Source organism: Parabacteroides sp. 20_3 (assembly GCF_964238835.1).
Taxonomy (GTDB): domain Bacteria; phylum Bacteroidota; class Bacteroidia; order Bacteroidales; family Tannerellaceae; genus Parabacteroides; species Parabacteroides distasonis.
On sequence record NZ_CAXSNO010000001.1, the window covers coordinates 116,120 to 132,138 of the forward strand.

Annotated in this window: 11 protein-coding genes; 9 read left to right on the forward strand and 2 right to left on the reverse strand. The window is 49.7% G+C overall.

The window, feature by feature from the left end; all coding sequences use genetic code 11:
* Nucleotides 1-8 precede the first annotated feature (8 nt).
* The 9 genes from menD (at nt 9) to ACESPU_RS00565 (ending at nt 12,465) form a co-directional block, all read left to right on the forward strand.
* Nucleotides 9-1,697: a 2-succinyl-5-enolpyruvyl-6-hydroxy-3-cyclohexene-1-carboxylic-acid synthase gene (menD, locus tag ACESPU_RS00525; protein WP_057326259.1), complete on the forward strand. Its 1,689-nt coding sequence runs from the start codon at nt 9-11 to the stop codon at nt 1,695-1,697.
* Between the two features lie 3 nt (nt 1,698-1,700).
* Nucleotides 1,701-2,525, forward strand: a complete 825-nt coding sequence (menB, locus tag ACESPU_RS00530; protein ID WP_005856861.1) for a 1,4-dihydroxy-2-naphthoyl-CoA synthase — start codon at nt 1,701-1,703, stop codon at nt 2,523-2,525.
* Nucleotides 2,526-2,552: 27 nt separating this feature from the next.
* Nucleotides 2,553-3,605 (forward strand): o-succinylbenzoate synthase, encoded by a 1,053-nt coding sequence (locus ACESPU_RS00535; protein ID WP_057326260.1) that lies wholly within the window; start codon nt 2,553-2,555, stop codon nt 3,603-3,605.
* Between the two features lie 3 nt (nt 3,606-3,608).
* On the forward strand, nt 3,609-4,607 hold the full coding sequence (locus tag ACESPU_RS00540) for an AMP-binding protein (RefSeq protein ID WP_005862237.1): 999 nt from the start codon (nt 3,609-3,611) through the stop codon (nt 4,605-4,607).
* Between the two features lie 2 nt (nt 4,608-4,609).
* Nucleotides 4,610-6,568, forward strand: coding sequence for a DUF3857 domain-containing protein (locus tag ACESPU_RS00545; protein ID WP_057326261.1), 1,959 nt, complete (start codon nt 4,610-4,612; stop codon nt 6,566-6,568).
* A 13-nt stretch (nt 6,569-6,581) separates the two neighbouring features.
* Nucleotides 6,582-8,165 carry a DUF3858 domain-containing protein gene (locus tag ACESPU_RS00550; protein ID WP_057326262.1) on the forward strand — a complete coding sequence of 528 codons (1,584 nt, stop codon included), beginning with the start codon at nt 6,582-6,584 and terminating at the stop codon, nt 8,163-8,165.
* Between the two features lie 101 nt (nt 8,166-8,266).
* On the forward strand, nt 8,267-10,780 hold the full coding sequence (locus ACESPU_RS00555; RefSeq protein ID WP_057326263.1) for a beta-N-acetylglucosaminidase domain-containing protein: 2,514 nt from the start codon (nt 8,267-8,269) through the stop codon (nt 10,778-10,780).
* Between the two features lie 168 nt (nt 10,781-10,948).
* Nucleotides 10,949-11,587, forward strand: a complete 639-nt coding sequence (nth, locus tag ACESPU_RS00560; RefSeq protein WP_008772131.1) for an endonuclease III — start codon at nt 10,949-10,951, stop codon at nt 11,585-11,587.
* Nucleotides 11,584-12,465, forward strand: a complete 882-nt coding sequence (locus ACESPU_RS00565; protein ID WP_192922576.1) for a hypothetical protein — start codon at nt 11,584-11,586, stop codon at nt 12,463-12,465. The genes nth and ACESPU_RS00565 overlap by 4 nt, the downstream gene beginning before the upstream one ends.
* On the opposite strand, the gene ACESPU_RS00570 is transcribed toward ACESPU_RS00565, so the two are convergent.
* Nucleotides 12,462-13,568 carry a Wzz/FepE/Etk N-terminal domain-containing protein gene (locus ACESPU_RS00570; protein ID WP_158532429.1) on the reverse strand — a complete coding sequence of 369 codons (1,107 nt, stop codon included), beginning with the start codon at nt 13,566-13,568 and terminating at the stop codon, nt 12,462-12,464. The two genes, ACESPU_RS00565 and ACESPU_RS00570, sit on opposite strands and share 4 nt — an antisense overlap.
* A gap of 6 nt (nt 13,569-13,574) precedes the next feature.
* Nucleotides 13,575-15,953 (reverse strand): SLBB domain-containing protein, encoded by a 2,379-nt coding sequence (locus tag ACESPU_RS00575; protein ID WP_057326265.1) that lies wholly within the window; start codon nt 15,951-15,953, stop codon nt 13,575-13,577.
* Between the last annotated feature and the right edge of the window lie 66 nt (nt 15,954-16,019).

Sequence of the window (16,019 nt, forward strand, 5' to 3'; positions counted from 1 at the left end):
ATCATATAATGTATAGCGATAAAAAGAACATCCTTCAATTGGTAGCCTTGCTGATAGAGCACGGCGTAAGTAATATCGTGCTATGTCCGGGGAGCCGGAACTCTCCGATTGTGCACACATTGGCAAACCATTCGTTCTTCAATTGCCATTCCGTGACGGATGAACGAAGCGCGGGATTCTTTGCCGTAGGGCTAGCGTTGCACGGAGGTAAGCCGGCGGCTGTTTGCTGTACCTCGGGCACGGCCTTGCTGAATATACATCCGGCGGTAGCGGAGGCTTTCTATCAGAAAGTTCCGCTTGTCGTGATATCCGCCGACCGCCCCGCCGCATGGATCGGGCAAATGGACGGACAGACTTTGCCGCAACCCGGGGTGTTCGGCTCGCTGGTAAAGAAGTCGGTGCAGCTACCGGAAATACATACGGATCAAGATGAATGGTATTGTAATCGATTGATCAACGAGGCTTTGTTGGAACTGAACCATCACGGCAAAGGGCCGGTGCATATCAACGTCCCGATCTCCGAGCCTTTATTTCAGTTCACGACACCCGAATTGCCGAAGGTACGGGTAATCACCCGTTATCAAGGCCTAAACGTGTACGACCGGAAATATGACGATCTGATCGAGCGTTTGAACAAATATAGCAAGCGAATGATGATAGCGGGACAAATGAGCTTGATCTATCTCTTCGAGAAGAAAATATGTAAGTTACTATACAAACATTTCACTTGGCTCTCCGAGCACATCGGCAACCGTATCGTACCGGGATTGCCGATCAAGAATTTCGACGCCATCCTGTACGCTACCCCGGAGGAGGAAAAAGAGAAGCTGGTTCCCGAGCTCGTGATCACCTACGGCGGCCATATTGTCTCCAAGCGGCTGAAAGAGTTTTTGCGGAAACACCCGCCTAAGGAGCATTGGCATGTCTCATTGGATGGGGAGGTAGCGGATTTATTCGGTAGCCTGACCACGGTGATCGAGATGGACGCTTTCGAGTTTCTGGAGAAAATCGCTTATATGCTGGAGAATAGGCAGATTGAATATCCGAAGGCTTGGGAATACAAATCCCGGAACCTGCCGGAGCCGGAGTTCGCTTACTCCGAGATGGCGGCGATCGGTGGTTTGATACGTTCGCTTCCGGCTGAATCGGCCTTGCATCTGGGGAATAGCTCCACCGTACGTTACGCGCAATTGTACACCGTGCCCGAGACGGTTGAGGTTTGTTGCAACCGGGGTACGAGCGGGATCGAAGGCTCCTTGTCTACGGCCATCGGATATGCCTCGGCCTCGCAAAAACTAAACTTTATCGTCATAGGCGATCTTAGTTTCTTCTATGATATGAACGCGTTGTGGAACGATAACTTGCACAATAACCTTCGCATCCTGCTCTTGAACAACGGAGGTGGCGAAATCTTCCAAGCCTTGCCGGGATTCAAGATGAACGAACGTACGCACCGTTACGTCACCGCCTCCCACCAGACCTCTGCAGAGGGATGGGCCACGGAAAGAGGATTCTCCTACTCCGCTGTCCATAATGCCGAGGAGTTGGCAGCGGCGATGAGCGCCTTTACCCAAACAGAGCAACCGAGCGAACATCCCCTATTCATGGAGTTTTTCACGGACAAAGCAGAAGACGTACGATTGCTCAAGGAATATTATCATCAACTAAAAAATTCATCCCAAGCACAAAACATATAATATATGGAAACGAAAAGAGAATGGACAACCATCAAGGAATATGAGGAGATCTTATTTGATTTCTACAACGGCATCGCCCGCATTACAATCAACCGGGAACGGTATCGCAACGCTTTTACCCCGACTACGACCACGGAGATGAGCGACGCCTTTTACATCTGCCGGGAACGCCCGGACATTAACGTAGTCGTTCTGACAGGAGCCGGAGATACGGCCTTTTGCGCGGGAGGCGATATGAACGTGAAAGGACGTGGCGGCTACGTGGGTAAAGACGGCGTACCTCGCTTGAACGTATTGGACGTACAAAAGCAGATCCGCTCTCTCCCGAAACCCGTCATCGCGGCCGTGAATGGTTTCGCTATCGGCGGCGGACACGTATTGCACGTGGTTTGCGACCTTACGATCGCTTCCGAGAACGCTATCTTCGGACAGACTGGTCCTCGTGTGGGTAGCTTCGACGCCGGGTTCGGTTCTTCTTACCTCGCCCGTGTGGTCGGACAGAAAAAGGCCCGTGAGATCTGGTTCCTATGCCGCAAGTACAATGCGCAGGAGGCTTTGGATATGGGTCTGGTAAATAAGGTAGTCCCCTTGGATAAATTAGAGGACGAGTACGTTCAATGGGCCGAGGAGATGATGTTGCTTAGCCCGTTGGCTTTGCGCATGATCAAGGCGGGCTTAAACGCCGAGTTGGACGGACAGGCCGGTATACAGGAGTTGGCCGGAGACGCTACCATGCTTTACTATATGACGGACGAGGCGCAGGAAGGCGGTAAGGCATTCTTGGAGAAACGCCGTCCCCGCTTCGAGGATTACCCGAAATTCCCGTAGGGAGTGGACTGTTGGCAAGTGACAGTTATGAGAAGATATTATCAGATAGAGGTGGTTCCCCGGTGCTTGACTTTCAAGCGACCGGCAGGAACCTCACGGGGTGTTTACACGACCCGGAAATTGTGGGAGGTCCGAATCCGCAAGGAAGACGAACCCTCGGTTATTGGTATCGGAGAATGTGCCCCCCTGCCGGATCTCAGTTGCGATTATGGAGTGGATTACGAGATCACGTTATCCAAGGCTTGCCTCGATCTGGAACAGAAGGGATATGTTGACACCGAATCTTTGCGCCATTACCCATCCATCCTTTTCGGGCTGGAGACGGCCATGCGCCATTATGAACAGGGCGGTTGGCGGCATTACGACACGCCCTTCTCGCAGGGGCAGGCGGGCATCCCCATCAACGGACTGATCTGGATGGGCGATTATAAGTACATGCTGGAACAGGTAGAGGAAAAGATGAAGGAGGGCTTCCGCTGCGTCAAGCTGAAGATCGGCGCTATCGATTTCGACCGGGAACTCTCTTTATTGAAACACATCCGTGCGCATTTCTCTGCCAAGGAAATAGAGCTTCGGGTAGATGCCAACGGCGCTTTCACACCCTCGGAGGCGATGGACAAACTGAAGCGGCTCGCCGAGATGGACTTGCATTCCATCGAGCAGCCTATCCGTGCCGGGCAGTTGGAAGAGATGGCACGCCTTGCGGCAGAGTCACCCCTTCCCATCGCTCTCGACGAGGAACTGATCGGCTGTAACGCCCCGGACGAGAAACAGCGGTTGTTGGAAACGATCCATCCCCAATACATTATATTAAAGCCTTCCCTCCACGGAGGTATCTCCGGATGTACGGAATGGATTCACTTAGCGGAAACTATCTTAGGGAGTACCCCTGAACAACCTAAATGGTGGGTCACCTCCGCTCTGGAATCGCAAATCGGACTGAACGCTATCGCCCAATGGTGCGCCACGCTAGGTAACCCGCTACCGCAAGGTCTGGGAACCGGCGAGATTTTCAAGGACGATAAACATACGTTGATCCAACGAAAAGGAGACACCATCTGGTTCACCAACGACCTTTGACCTATGCCGATACAAGAAGATTTACAGGCATTCTTAGCTGAATGGCACGATCCCTCCCCTTTTCTGGAAGTCCAGACCTCTGGCTCCACCGGTACGCCCAAGCGGATGCGAGTACGCAAGGACCGGATGCTGAACAGCGCCCGGCTTACCTGCGATTATTTGGGGCTTAAGAAGGGCGACAAGGCCTTGTTATGTATGCCCTTACGCTATATAGCCGGAAAGATGATGGTAGTCCGCTCCCTATACGCCGGACTGGATCTGGAGGTGTGCGAACCCTCCGGACACCCGTTGGCGGATTGGGGGGATACGCCCCTGCGCTTTGCCGCCATGATTCCTTTGCAGGTTTACAATACGTTGCGAGTACCCGAGGAACGTAAGCGGCTGGAGCAAACGGATATCCTGATTATCGGCGGCGGGGCGATTGACGCGGCCTTGGAACAGGAGATACGGCAGATGCCAAACACGGTTTATTCCACCTACGGAATGACGGAGACGCTGTCCCACATCGCCCTGCGCCGGCTGAACGGGCCGGAAGCCTCGCCCTATTACCATCCCTTCCCCTCGGTGACGTTATCCTTGTCACCGGAGAATACCTTGGTGATAGACGCCCCATTGGTTTGCGACGAGCGGCTGGTGACGAACGATGTCGCCCGCCTGCTGCCGGACGGGAGTTTCGCCATTATCGGAAGGAAAGATAATATTATCAATAGCGGAGGTATCAAGATCCAGATCGAGGAGGTGGAAGAGCGGCTACGGCCCTACCTCGACCGCCCCTATGCCATCACCGCCGCCCCCGACCCTCGGTTGGGAGAGGCGGTCGTGCTACTGCTTGCCTCAAACCTACGAGGTGAGATGCTAACAGAGGTTCTCGCCAGCCTGCCCAAGTACCTCCGTCCGAGGCACATCATAAAGGTAAGCGAGATCCCCCAAACCGGAAGCGGCAAGATCGACCGTGCCGCCTGCCGGGAGCTAGCGAGAAATATCATTACAAAAACACTATAAACATGAAAAGAATTCTAACAATCACCGCGGTCTCCCTATTGGCCTTATCGCCTATGTACGGGCAGGATTCTTGCCGATACCCGCAAGATCCTACCTTGGAGAAATCGCAAGCCTATGCAGGATACGACTGCGTCACCTTGCTGGATAGCACCGCCGTTACGGTACAACCTACCGGCTCGGGGGCTTTCGCCGTATGCAAGGCTTTTAAGGTACAGACTTCCAAAGGAGCCGTCGCCAACCGTATCATCAAATACGATTACGACCCGCTGACGGCGCACGCCGAGTTTCGTTACGCCACGATCTACCGTGCGAACGGCGACGTGATCAATCTCGACGTAACCCAAGCTTGCGACTACGCCGCCCCCGCACGTGCCATCTACTGGGGCGCCCGGCAGATCATGCTGGAAGTGGGCCGCTTGCAACCGGGAGATATCGTGGAGTACGAGATCGCCAAGAAAGGTTTCACCTACGCCTTGCTGACGGCGGGCGACGACGAGCGTTTCATCCCTCCTATGCGGGGACAGTTTTACGATATCGTCCCCTTCTGGGCTACCGAGCCTACCGTGCGTAAGGTATACCGGGTATCCATGCCGATGGAGAAAGAGTTGCAATTCCAGTTCTACCAAGGCGAATGTACCTCTTCCATGCGATATGAGGATGGACGGAAAGTATATACCTTCGCCTCCGACGATATCCTTCCTTTCGCCAAGGAACCGAATATGGTAGACCTATTCGACGCTGCCCCGAAGCTCATGATGTCCAGTACTCCCCGCTGGGAGGATAAATCCCTTTGGTTCAATAAGGTTAACGAGGATTACGGAAGCTTTACCGCGATCCCGGAAGCCCAGAAAAAGGTAGACGAGCTGATCAAAGGCAAGAAAACGGAAATGGAGAAGATAGCCGTGTTGACCCACTGGGTGGCCGATAACATCCGTTACTCCGGAATCTCGATGGGTAAAGGCGAGGGTTTCACGCTTCACAACCTGAAAATGAATTATACCGATCGTTGCGGTGTCTGCAAGGATATCGCCGGCACGTTGATCGCCTTCCTCCGCATGGCCGGTTTCGAGGCTTACCCGGCGATGACCATGGCGGGAAGCCGTGTAGAAAGCATCCCCGCCGACCATTTCAACCATTGCGTGGCGGTGGTAAAACTGGCGAGCGGTACGTATATGCCTCTCGATCCGACTTGGGTTCCTTTCTGCCGGGAATTATGGAGTAGCGCCGAGCAACAGCAGAACTACCTCCCGGGTGTGCCCGAAGGCTCCGACCTCCGCTTAACCCCTGTCTCCGCCCCGGAGAACCACTACGTCTGCATCCACGCCGACAACCGCCTAGACGAGAAAGGCACGCTCCGCGGACAATTCACGATCACCGCCGAGGGACAGTCCGACAGCAATATCCGCCGCATCTTCACCACCGGATGGCAATCCGACTGGCAGAACACGATGGAGAAGCAATTGCTGACCGTATCCCCCAACGCCAAACTGCTTCGTGTAGATTACGGTAAGGACCCGAAGAACTATCAAGCGGCCCCTATCAAGATCACGTTCTCTTATGAGATCCCCGATTATGCGATTATCGCCGGAGACCAGATGCTTATCAAACCGCTAGTCATGAATAACCTCTACAATCAAGTGAAGAGTTTCTTGCGTATCGATACGAAACCGGAAAACCGTGCGTATGGATTCAAGGATGCTTGCTCCCGTTTGGTAGAACAAGATGAGACCATCCGCCTCCCCAAGGGCTATACCCTCTTGAACGCCTCGAAGAATGACGCCCTGCAAAGCAATGCGGCCGATTTCGAAGGTTCCCTTTCGCAGGAAGGCGACCAGAACATCGTCTTGCGCCAGAAGCTAGCGTTGAAGAAGCGTGTCTACGACCCAGCCGACTGGAAAGGCTTCCGTTCCGCTGTGAACGCCTATAAGAGTTATGGTGACTATTTGATTATCAAGAAATAAAAACAGAAAAACAATGATTAAGATAACCTATAAACTGATTCTTCTCCTAAGCTTGTTAGCGATGACGGTTACTTCATTTGCCGCATCGGAGGCTGAGTACGGGAAGATATCGAAAGCTTGGACCTTGCATGCCGACGGTAGCCAAGAATATCGATCCTCCATGGAATTGACGCTCTTCACGCACACTGCGATGAATAGCACGTATGGCGAGAGTTTTATCGTCTACAATCCCGATTTCCAAACACTGAAGATCCACTCATCCTATACAAGGCAGAAAGACGGTACGATCGTAAAGACACCCGATAACGCCTTTGTAGAGGTCCTACCCCGTTTCGCTGCCGACGCTCCGGCCTATAACCAACTTAAGGAAATGGTCGTGGTACACACTGGCCTAGAACTTGGGGCCACGATTTACTTGGATTACTCTATTATCACAAAACCGGGCTACTATCCGGCTATGGATATCAACGAGCGACTACAAGAAACTTCTCCCGTGAAGGAATGCAAGGTCTCTATTTCCGTACCGGAAGGGACCCCCTTGGCTTGCGGTCTATACGGCTCCCCCGTAAAAGCCGTGGAAGAGAGCCATGACGGTATAAAGGAGGTACACTGGACACTCCGGAACATTCCCGCTTCCTCCCGTGAGGCTTTCCAACCAAAGAACCGTGAGGCTTCACCCCACTTGGTAGCCTCTACCTATCCTTCAGGTAAAGCGGCCTTAGCCACTTTGGATAAGCGCTTAAAGGAATCGCAGGGATACGAGAGCAAAACCTTCGCCCAATTCCTCACCGATAAAAGCGGTAACGAACAAGAGAAGGTGAACATCATCCGAGACCATATACTCAACAATCTCAGTACCTGTCCTATCCCCATGGCGATGACCGGCTATACCGTCCGTGACATCGATACCGTTCTCCGCAGTGCCTACGGTACGCCGCTAGAGATCGCACAGCTCTTGAACGTGATGTTGAATGCCGCCGGAATCCCGTCGGAAGTCCTCGCCGTCTATCCCGGCCATCTCGATACGGACGCTTGCGGGCTGGCTGCCATCCAGACACTAGCCGTAAAAGCCACTGTCGATGGGAAAGACCAATACCTATCCGCCTCCCCGCTGACAAATCGTGGCGGACTAGATAAGGTAGTCTCCCTCTCCGGAACTTCCATTGAGATTGAGACCACACCTATTCAGATTAAGGAAAGTAGATCCGTGGCCATCTCCGCCGATCAAGCAAAAGACGGTTTCGCCATCTGCGTATTGCCAGCCATCTCCGCCGGAATCGATAGCTGGGGCATGAGCGCCTTGAACAGCAAGCGTTCCAACTTATTCGAACTCCCCTCCCTGATCAAGGAAGAGGTAACCTACACGGTTACTCCCGCCGAGGGCATGAAGTTGCAGACCTCCACAAAAGAGCAAGTGATAAGCAAGCCTTTTGGTAAAGTAACCCGCACGATCACTCCGAAAGGAAATACGATCGAGGTGATACGTACGATCGAGTTGAACAAGCAACAGTTCACTCCCGCCGAATACAGCGACGTGCGTAGCTTGATTCATGAATGGACAAATCCGGATAACCGGGTATTGCTATTCTCCCTATAAGATCTAAATACGGAGGGCACGGAACAAATCCGTGCCCTCCGTGTGCTCCGTGTCTAATTATTTCATACATTTACGAACGTTAACATTAAATCATATCGCATATGAAGACACTAAAGTATTTACTCGCCACCATGCTCCTTCTAGGCGTTTGCAGCCTAACGCATAGCCAAAAGCTATCCCTAGGAATCTTCCCCGAGCCCCAAGAGGTGACTATTTCCAGCCAAACATACGCACCGTCCCATGGATATACCCTACGGGGTATAAATAATCCAGACGCAGATGCGGTCAAACTACTTAAAGAAGCGCTACCTTTCGCTAAATCCGGCAAATCTCTCCCTTTAGAGATCAAGAAGCTAAAAGACAAAACTCCGGAAATGCAACGCTCGGGTGCCTATACGCTGACGATCACTAGAAAAGGCATCACAATCGGGATCGTAGACGATAATTCCTTGTTTTACGCCGCCCAAACCCTCAAGCAATTAGCTAAATATGACGAGGGTAAGAAGATCCTGCCTCTCTGCTCGATCAAGGACTATCCGGACGTATTATTCCGGGGTACCGTGGAAGGATTCTACGGACAGCCTTGGAGCCACGCCGACCGTATCGAGCAAATCCGCTTTTACGGAAGGATCAAGCTGAACACCTATATCTATGGTCCGAAAGATGATCCTTATCACAGCTCCCCCAACTGGCGCAAACCTTATCCCGCCGAGGAAGCCGAGCATATCAAGGAACTAGCGAAAGAGGCCGCCCATAACAAAGTAAACTTCGTTTGGGCCATCCACCCGGGACAAGACATTCAATGGAGCCTGACAGATAGCATGAACATCCTTTCCAAATTCGAGAAAATGTACGATTTGGGCGTACGCTCTTTCGCCGTTTTCTTCGATGATATATCCGGAGAGGGAGCCCGCCCGGAAAAGCAAGCCGGCTTATTGAATTACATCCATAAGGAGTTTATTACCAAGAAAAATGACGTGCAGCCCCTAATCATGTGCCCTACCGAATACAACCGCTCATGGGCTAAGACCGATTATCTGGATATCCTCGGTACCCAACTCGATCCCGCCATCCAAATCATGTGGACCGGAGACCGTGTCGTAGCCGATATCACGAAAGAAGGCGTCGAGTGGGTAAACAGCCGTATCCGTCGTCCCGCCTATATCTGGTGGAACTTCCCCGTAAGCGATTATTGCCAAGATCATTTGTTGATGGGACCCGCCTACGGCCTAGATACGCAAGCCGCCGGCACCATGACCGGATTCGTATCCAATCCTATGGAATACGCCGAGGCTTCCAAGGTCGCTATATTCGGCGTTGGAATGTACACTTGGAATATCGAGAATTACGATCCTACACAGGCATGGAAAGACGCTTGCGACTTTATTATGCCGGAGGCCTCCATGGCTTTCCGCATTTTCTGCGAGCATAACTGCGATCCGGGTCCGAACGGACATCAATACCGCCGGGAAGAGTCCGCTAACTATGTGGCTCCTATCCAGACATTCCTCGCCGGATATAAGAAAAACACGTTCCCGGAGCAAAGCGCGAATCTTCTGGGAACCTTATTCGCTCAAATCACGGCTTCCCCGAGCATGATCTACAGCCAAAGTCCCAATAAACGCCTGATCGAACAAATCAATCCATGGCTTATCCAATTCGAGTTCTTAGGAAAAGCCGGTACAAGTGCTCTGCATATGGCGCACGCTTGGTATGAGAAAGACCGGTCTTATACATGGCAACGCTATCTGGAAACATCTGCCTTGCTAGATAGCATGAAACTGATAAACCGCACGCTGAACCAGAAGGCACAGCCTAAAGGCGTGAAAGTCGGATCGAAAGTCTTACACCCTTTCATCGTAGACTTATATCGTCAGACAGGTCGTAACCTGCTATCTACGGACGGTATCGCCCCAGACGAGGTGAAGGTTAGCATCCCTTCCATATTCACGAATATCGACCAATTGAAGAGCCAGCCTTGTGCCGAGGGTGATAATACGGTCGGTTACGTCCCCCTATTCGAGGTAGTCAAGGTACAGCCTAATCAATATCTGGGTATCGGCTGGGAAATCCAGAAAGAAGCGGAATCCTTCTGTTTCAATCTTCCGAAAAGCAACCAACCCGGACGGGTATTCGAGTGGTCCGCCGACGGAAAGAGCTGGAGCCTAATCCCTCATGTCTCCACGGAAAACGCTAAGGATACAATCCGCACCATCGATCCGAAAGCCCGTTATATCCGTATGCGAAATAACTCGGATCAGCAAATGGAGCTATACGTACTAGGATTCACGGCGACAACCCAACAAGACCCGCAAATCAATGAGGCTCTTATGATGTACGATATGAACCTAGATACGTATAAGAACTTGAATCCGGGAGAAATAATTCACATAAAATGCGATGATATCAACGCCGTATCTTTCTTCCTCTCCGGAAGTAACGAGAATTTGGTATCTATCACCGGCCTCTCTCAAGATGGTGAGAAAAACATCGTCTATCAAGGGAACGTAGGCTACATCAAATTAAATAAAACCATGTTCGAGGATTTCTCTTCTTTAGAAATCACCACAATAGGAAAAGAATCTATACATATCCACCAGATCGTTAGGGAATAATAAATAAAAAAGTACCGATTTCTTTCTCTCTTAGATGGAAGAAGGAGATCGGTACTTTTTTATTTATTCGTACAATTCGGGTGTATCTTATTTTTGGCACATCTCCGCTTGTATATTCCTATTAAAAGTTATACCTTTAGGATGCGAAAAACAGAAACCGAAAAAGCAATGCGAAAAGAAGAAAGGTATAAAGGCGTATTAAACTGGTTTAAGGAAAACGTACCGGTAGCCGAGACTGAACTACATTATGACGACCCCTATCAATTATTGATAGCGGTAATCCTATCCGCACAATGCACGGATAAGCGAGTGAATATGATCACTCCTGCCCTGTTCGAGGCTTTCCCGACTCCCGAGGTAATGGCGGCTAGCACACCGGAAGTTGTCTTTGAATACATACGAAGCGTATCTTACCCGAACAATAAGGCTAAACATCTGGTAGGTATGGCGAAAATGCTGATAGAGGATTTCAAAGGCGTGGTTCCCTCCGATATTGATGAGCTACAGAAACTTCCGGGTGTAGGAAGAAAAACTGCGAACGTAATCGCATCCGTTGTATATGACAAGCCGGCCATGGCGGTAGATACGCACGTATTCCGTGTCTCCAACCGGATCGGCTTGACCAATAATAGCAAGACACCTTTGGAAACGGAAAAGGAGTTGGTGAAGAACATTCCGGAAGAATTGATCCCCATCGCCCATCACTGGTTGATATTGCATGGAAGATATGTTTGCCTCGCCCGGAAACCGAAATGTGAGGAATGCGGATTAAAGCCTTGGTGTAAACACTTCCTAAAGCAAACATGAGGATCAGCAAGAAAGACATAACGGCATTTTTTGTCTTGTTTCTGGGTACGATCGTATGCGTGAGGTACTTTTACAAGCATATGAACGACGAGCAATTTGTCGCTACGGTAGATCCCTATAGTTTGGTCGTTCCAAGCCCCACGGCAATTTTTGCCATCAATCGTCCTCCTGTATTCGAGAAGATGATACTACCCATGGAGAATATACGCAAGGCGTTCTCAGATCATACGCCCGCTATTTTCCTTTCTTTAATACGGCAAAATCTGGAATTATCGTCTTTCCTAATCGCTTATTATCCACAAGGGGATGTCTTGTACGCCCCTATGGATAGTCATACGGCAGAGCGTATTTTCAAGCAACTGGACGTCTCTTTCACTTTTCCGGCCCAGCAACGAGAGGAAACCTCCGTTCCTGTTAGATATTATCCTGATGTTGATAAGCATTTTCTAGGTTGTTACTACCACGAGGGTATATTCGTAGCGTCCTACAACCGAAGATTATTGGTAGAGACGGTGGAAAGGCAACAGACATACCCCGCACATGTCATTCCGGAACTAACAGATCTGATTCGTAAAAAAGGCAAGCGTGGCGCAATGAATCTCTTCATCAAAAGCGCCCCTTTACATTTACGGGTACAAATGAATGACTCGACGGAGTGGAGAATGAAAAATCAATGGTTGGCAATGGATTTATTCTATAATGAAGGAAGCCTTTGCTGCTTCAACGAGCAACCCTATGAGAAAGCCTTGGAGAACTTTTACCCCAATTTATGCGATACGATAACCACCCGGATCAATCGGCTATTCCCGCAAATAAAAACCACGACACAAGTCAGTCATGACGAGGCCGTGGTCTATTTTACGGTTTGCGGGAATTAAGCTCCAGTCTCTTCTTTCTTGAAAGCTGCCACAAACATATCTTTTACGAATAAATATCCGATACATCCGAATAAAGCGAGGAAGACAAAACCGACCAAGATAAGAGCCTTCTTAGGAGAAGATGCTTTCAAAGGTACGGTAGCCGGCTCGATTACGGTATACACCGGAGTTTCTTCCTGTACACGCAATTTATCTTGCTCCAACTTCTGCGCCAACGTATTGTAAACATTAAACGTAAGGGTCATCTCATTCTTCAAACGTTCCTGCTCCGTACGGTAGCTGGAAGAGATAATATTACGGTTGGCATCCTCGAAAGCAGCGTACGCACGTTGCGCTTTATAATAAGCGTCACGTGACTCGCCAAATACCTTCTGGGTAAATTCCAAATCTTGCTTTACTTTCTGCGTACGATAATTCGTAATATAATTCTGGAGGTTTTCCAAAACGACCTTTGTCATCTGAGCGGAAATAACCGGGTCCTGCATCTGTACGGAAGCCGTGATAACCAAGGTCTTCTTGTCCACGGAAACAGAAACCCGCTCCTGCAAGGCCTTCACCACCTCTTCTTGATCCTTTGTCAAATGGTAAGGATTCAAGCCCTCAGATTCTTCCTCATCACCGGAGAATAAACTCATTACCGCACCCAAGGCCTTGAATGGAGCGGAGACGATATATCCCCACCAAGCCTTGCGTTGGTGTTCACTCATATAATCATATAATGTAGTGCTTAACTCCTTTTCCTTATCGGTAACCTCTACCGGAAACAATTCCAACAGAAACGGGGTACTCTGCACCACATCCGGATACAAATCCGGAGAGATCGCATCCGCACCGGCAGCGGCATTCAGATTAATCCCAGCCATAGCGGCCAAACCGCCAAGGCTAGATTTTTTTGCCGCATCCTGTGTCTCTGGTGCCAATTTCACCGTAGTTGTATATTCCTTGGGAATACTGAAAGCTACAATCAAACCTACTACCACCGCAATACCACAGCCTTTCAATAAGAACTTACGCTCTTTCCACAGTTTTTGCGCCAGTTCGATTAAATCGATCTCCTGCTCCTCAGGTAACTCTTGTCTTTTTATCTCGTTTATCGTATCCATGCCTGATTAGTTTTTAATCATGTTAACAATAGAGGTAATCATCGCGGCCATAGAGGTAGCGGAGCTACTGATACTCATGATCTCAGCCAAGCTTCGGCGCTCACGTTGTGTCTTCGTCGGAACCACGATCTCGCAGCCCGGCTCCACTTTCGGATAACGCTTGAAGAATATAGCGGTGCGCTTCGTCGTAGCGACCTTACCATTCATATATATTACGATCGGATACTTACGTGCGATATCATTATAACCACCGGCTTGAGACAAGCAATCCGTAACCGACATACCTTTCGTATAAGTCACGCTGTTCGGATAAGTCACGGCTCCACTCATCTTCACCGTACTTTGCAACTGCGGAATATAAAGTTCATCACCATCACGAAGCACGACATCATCGATACTGCCCGGATTAGCCAACGCTTTCTCTAAATCAATACCTACGGAATAGTCCTTCACATTCATCAACGCTACACCGATAGAATCCCGGCTTTGCTTATTCGCCTCACTTAAAGCCAGAAGGGTTTCCATGCGCTTCAATTCATCCTCTGTCAACTGACGTTTCAAGCTGGCACCTTTTACATAAGACTCTGGGGTAACGCCTCCCGCTTTCGCGACAATGTCACTCAAACGAGCGTTCTTCGTAGCCAATACATAGCTACCGGCAAAAGTGATCTCACCGTTCACCTTCACGACCTGTTGCTCGTGATACCCCGGGGAGAAACGAACATAAACCTCATCGAACGGCTCCAGCGTAAAGATCGTATCTCCCGCATTCAACTTGAAGTCCTCACTCAACGAGAAGTTATATACATCAGCGATCCGGTTGACATTCTGATTGGAACTAGGATCCTTCACACGACGGGCTACCTCTACATTAATAGAAGAAGCGGACTCTCTTAAGCCACCGGCCATCATGATAGCGTCTTCTATTGTCAAATTATGACGATACGGAAGCACCGTATCCGGATAATTCACGGCTCCGCCAACCTTGATCGTATAAGGTTCGCGCAAATCGAATAGGGAAGGAATGCTTAATTGGTCTTCCGCTTGCAACTCCACATCTGGAGCGGTACCGTTCAAGATACCACGAATATCCACGGCGATCATCGTAGTCGTGAAATCCGGATTCAAACGGGTAATCAAGGCACGGCCGGCGAACTCGTCTCCCTTAAGACCCGCGGCCTGTTTTACCAATTGCTTTACCGTACGAACCGACGGACTTAACTCATATTCTCCCGGACGCCATACAGCTCCCGTCACGATCAAACGATTCTCATAAAAAGGAATAACGGAATCTACCAGCAAAGAATCGCCATCCTGCATCACGAAAGAAGCGAACTTATCTTCCGAAACCGTAGAGATCTGGTAACGACTATCTGATTTACGCTTCACTTGTACGTCCTTCGTATAAGCGTCGCCGGTAAATCCGCCGGCCATATCCAGCAATTGCTTCAAGGTCTCACCCTTGCGCAACTCGAAAATACGATTACGTTTCACCTTACCTCGAACCACCGCTAACTGGTCGTACGGGCCTACCATAATCATATCGTTCTCTTCCAAACGAACATTCGTTGTGTACTTTCCGTTCAATAAATAATCATATACGTCGAGATTAGCGATTTCCTTGCTATTGCGATATACCTTGATGCTACGCAAAGAACCGATCTTATTCACACCACCGGCGGCATACAACGCATTAAATAATGTGGCGAATGAAGGTAATGTATACGTACCGGGAGCGACTACCTCGCCGACAATATTCACCTTCATGCTACGAATCTGGCTCAAACTGACGGAAACAAAGGTATTCCCCTCTCCCGAACCAGACAGCGTAGACATAATCTGGCTCAACTCCTGACGCAGACGAGTCTCAGCGCCAGCGATCGTCAATCCACTGACCGACACCGGACCTAAATTTGGTACAAGGATCGTACCGTCCGGAGAGATCTTTAATTTCAAGTTTAGCTCGGAATCTCCCCATACATTAATCAATAACTCATCACCAGCGGAAAGCACATAATCCTTAGGTGTAGGGATGTTTAAATCTGGGGCAAAAGATAAGTTCTTGTTTGAGAAGATTTCATGCCCGAATACGGTATTCTCCATAGCTGAAGCAGGAAGATTATTTCTACGTTGGGCTTCTAAGGATTGTCCTTCATCGATTACCGGCATTACCCGGTCGCTAACCTTCGCATCGGTAGCGGTAGCTTGAGATCCGACTGATCCCCCTTCTTGTTTCATACGCTTGGCTAATTCCTGCTGGATCTGCGTATCCGACATTCCAGCGGCTTTCGCCTTGTCAATCAAGTCTTGCGGAACCTGTGCATACACAGATCCCGACAGCAATAAGCAACATACGCATAGTACGTTCTTAAACGATAAATTCATACAGTCTATTATTGTTTTTTATTATATACCACTCCTGCTATAAGCGACTAACTTAAAAAAAGCAGC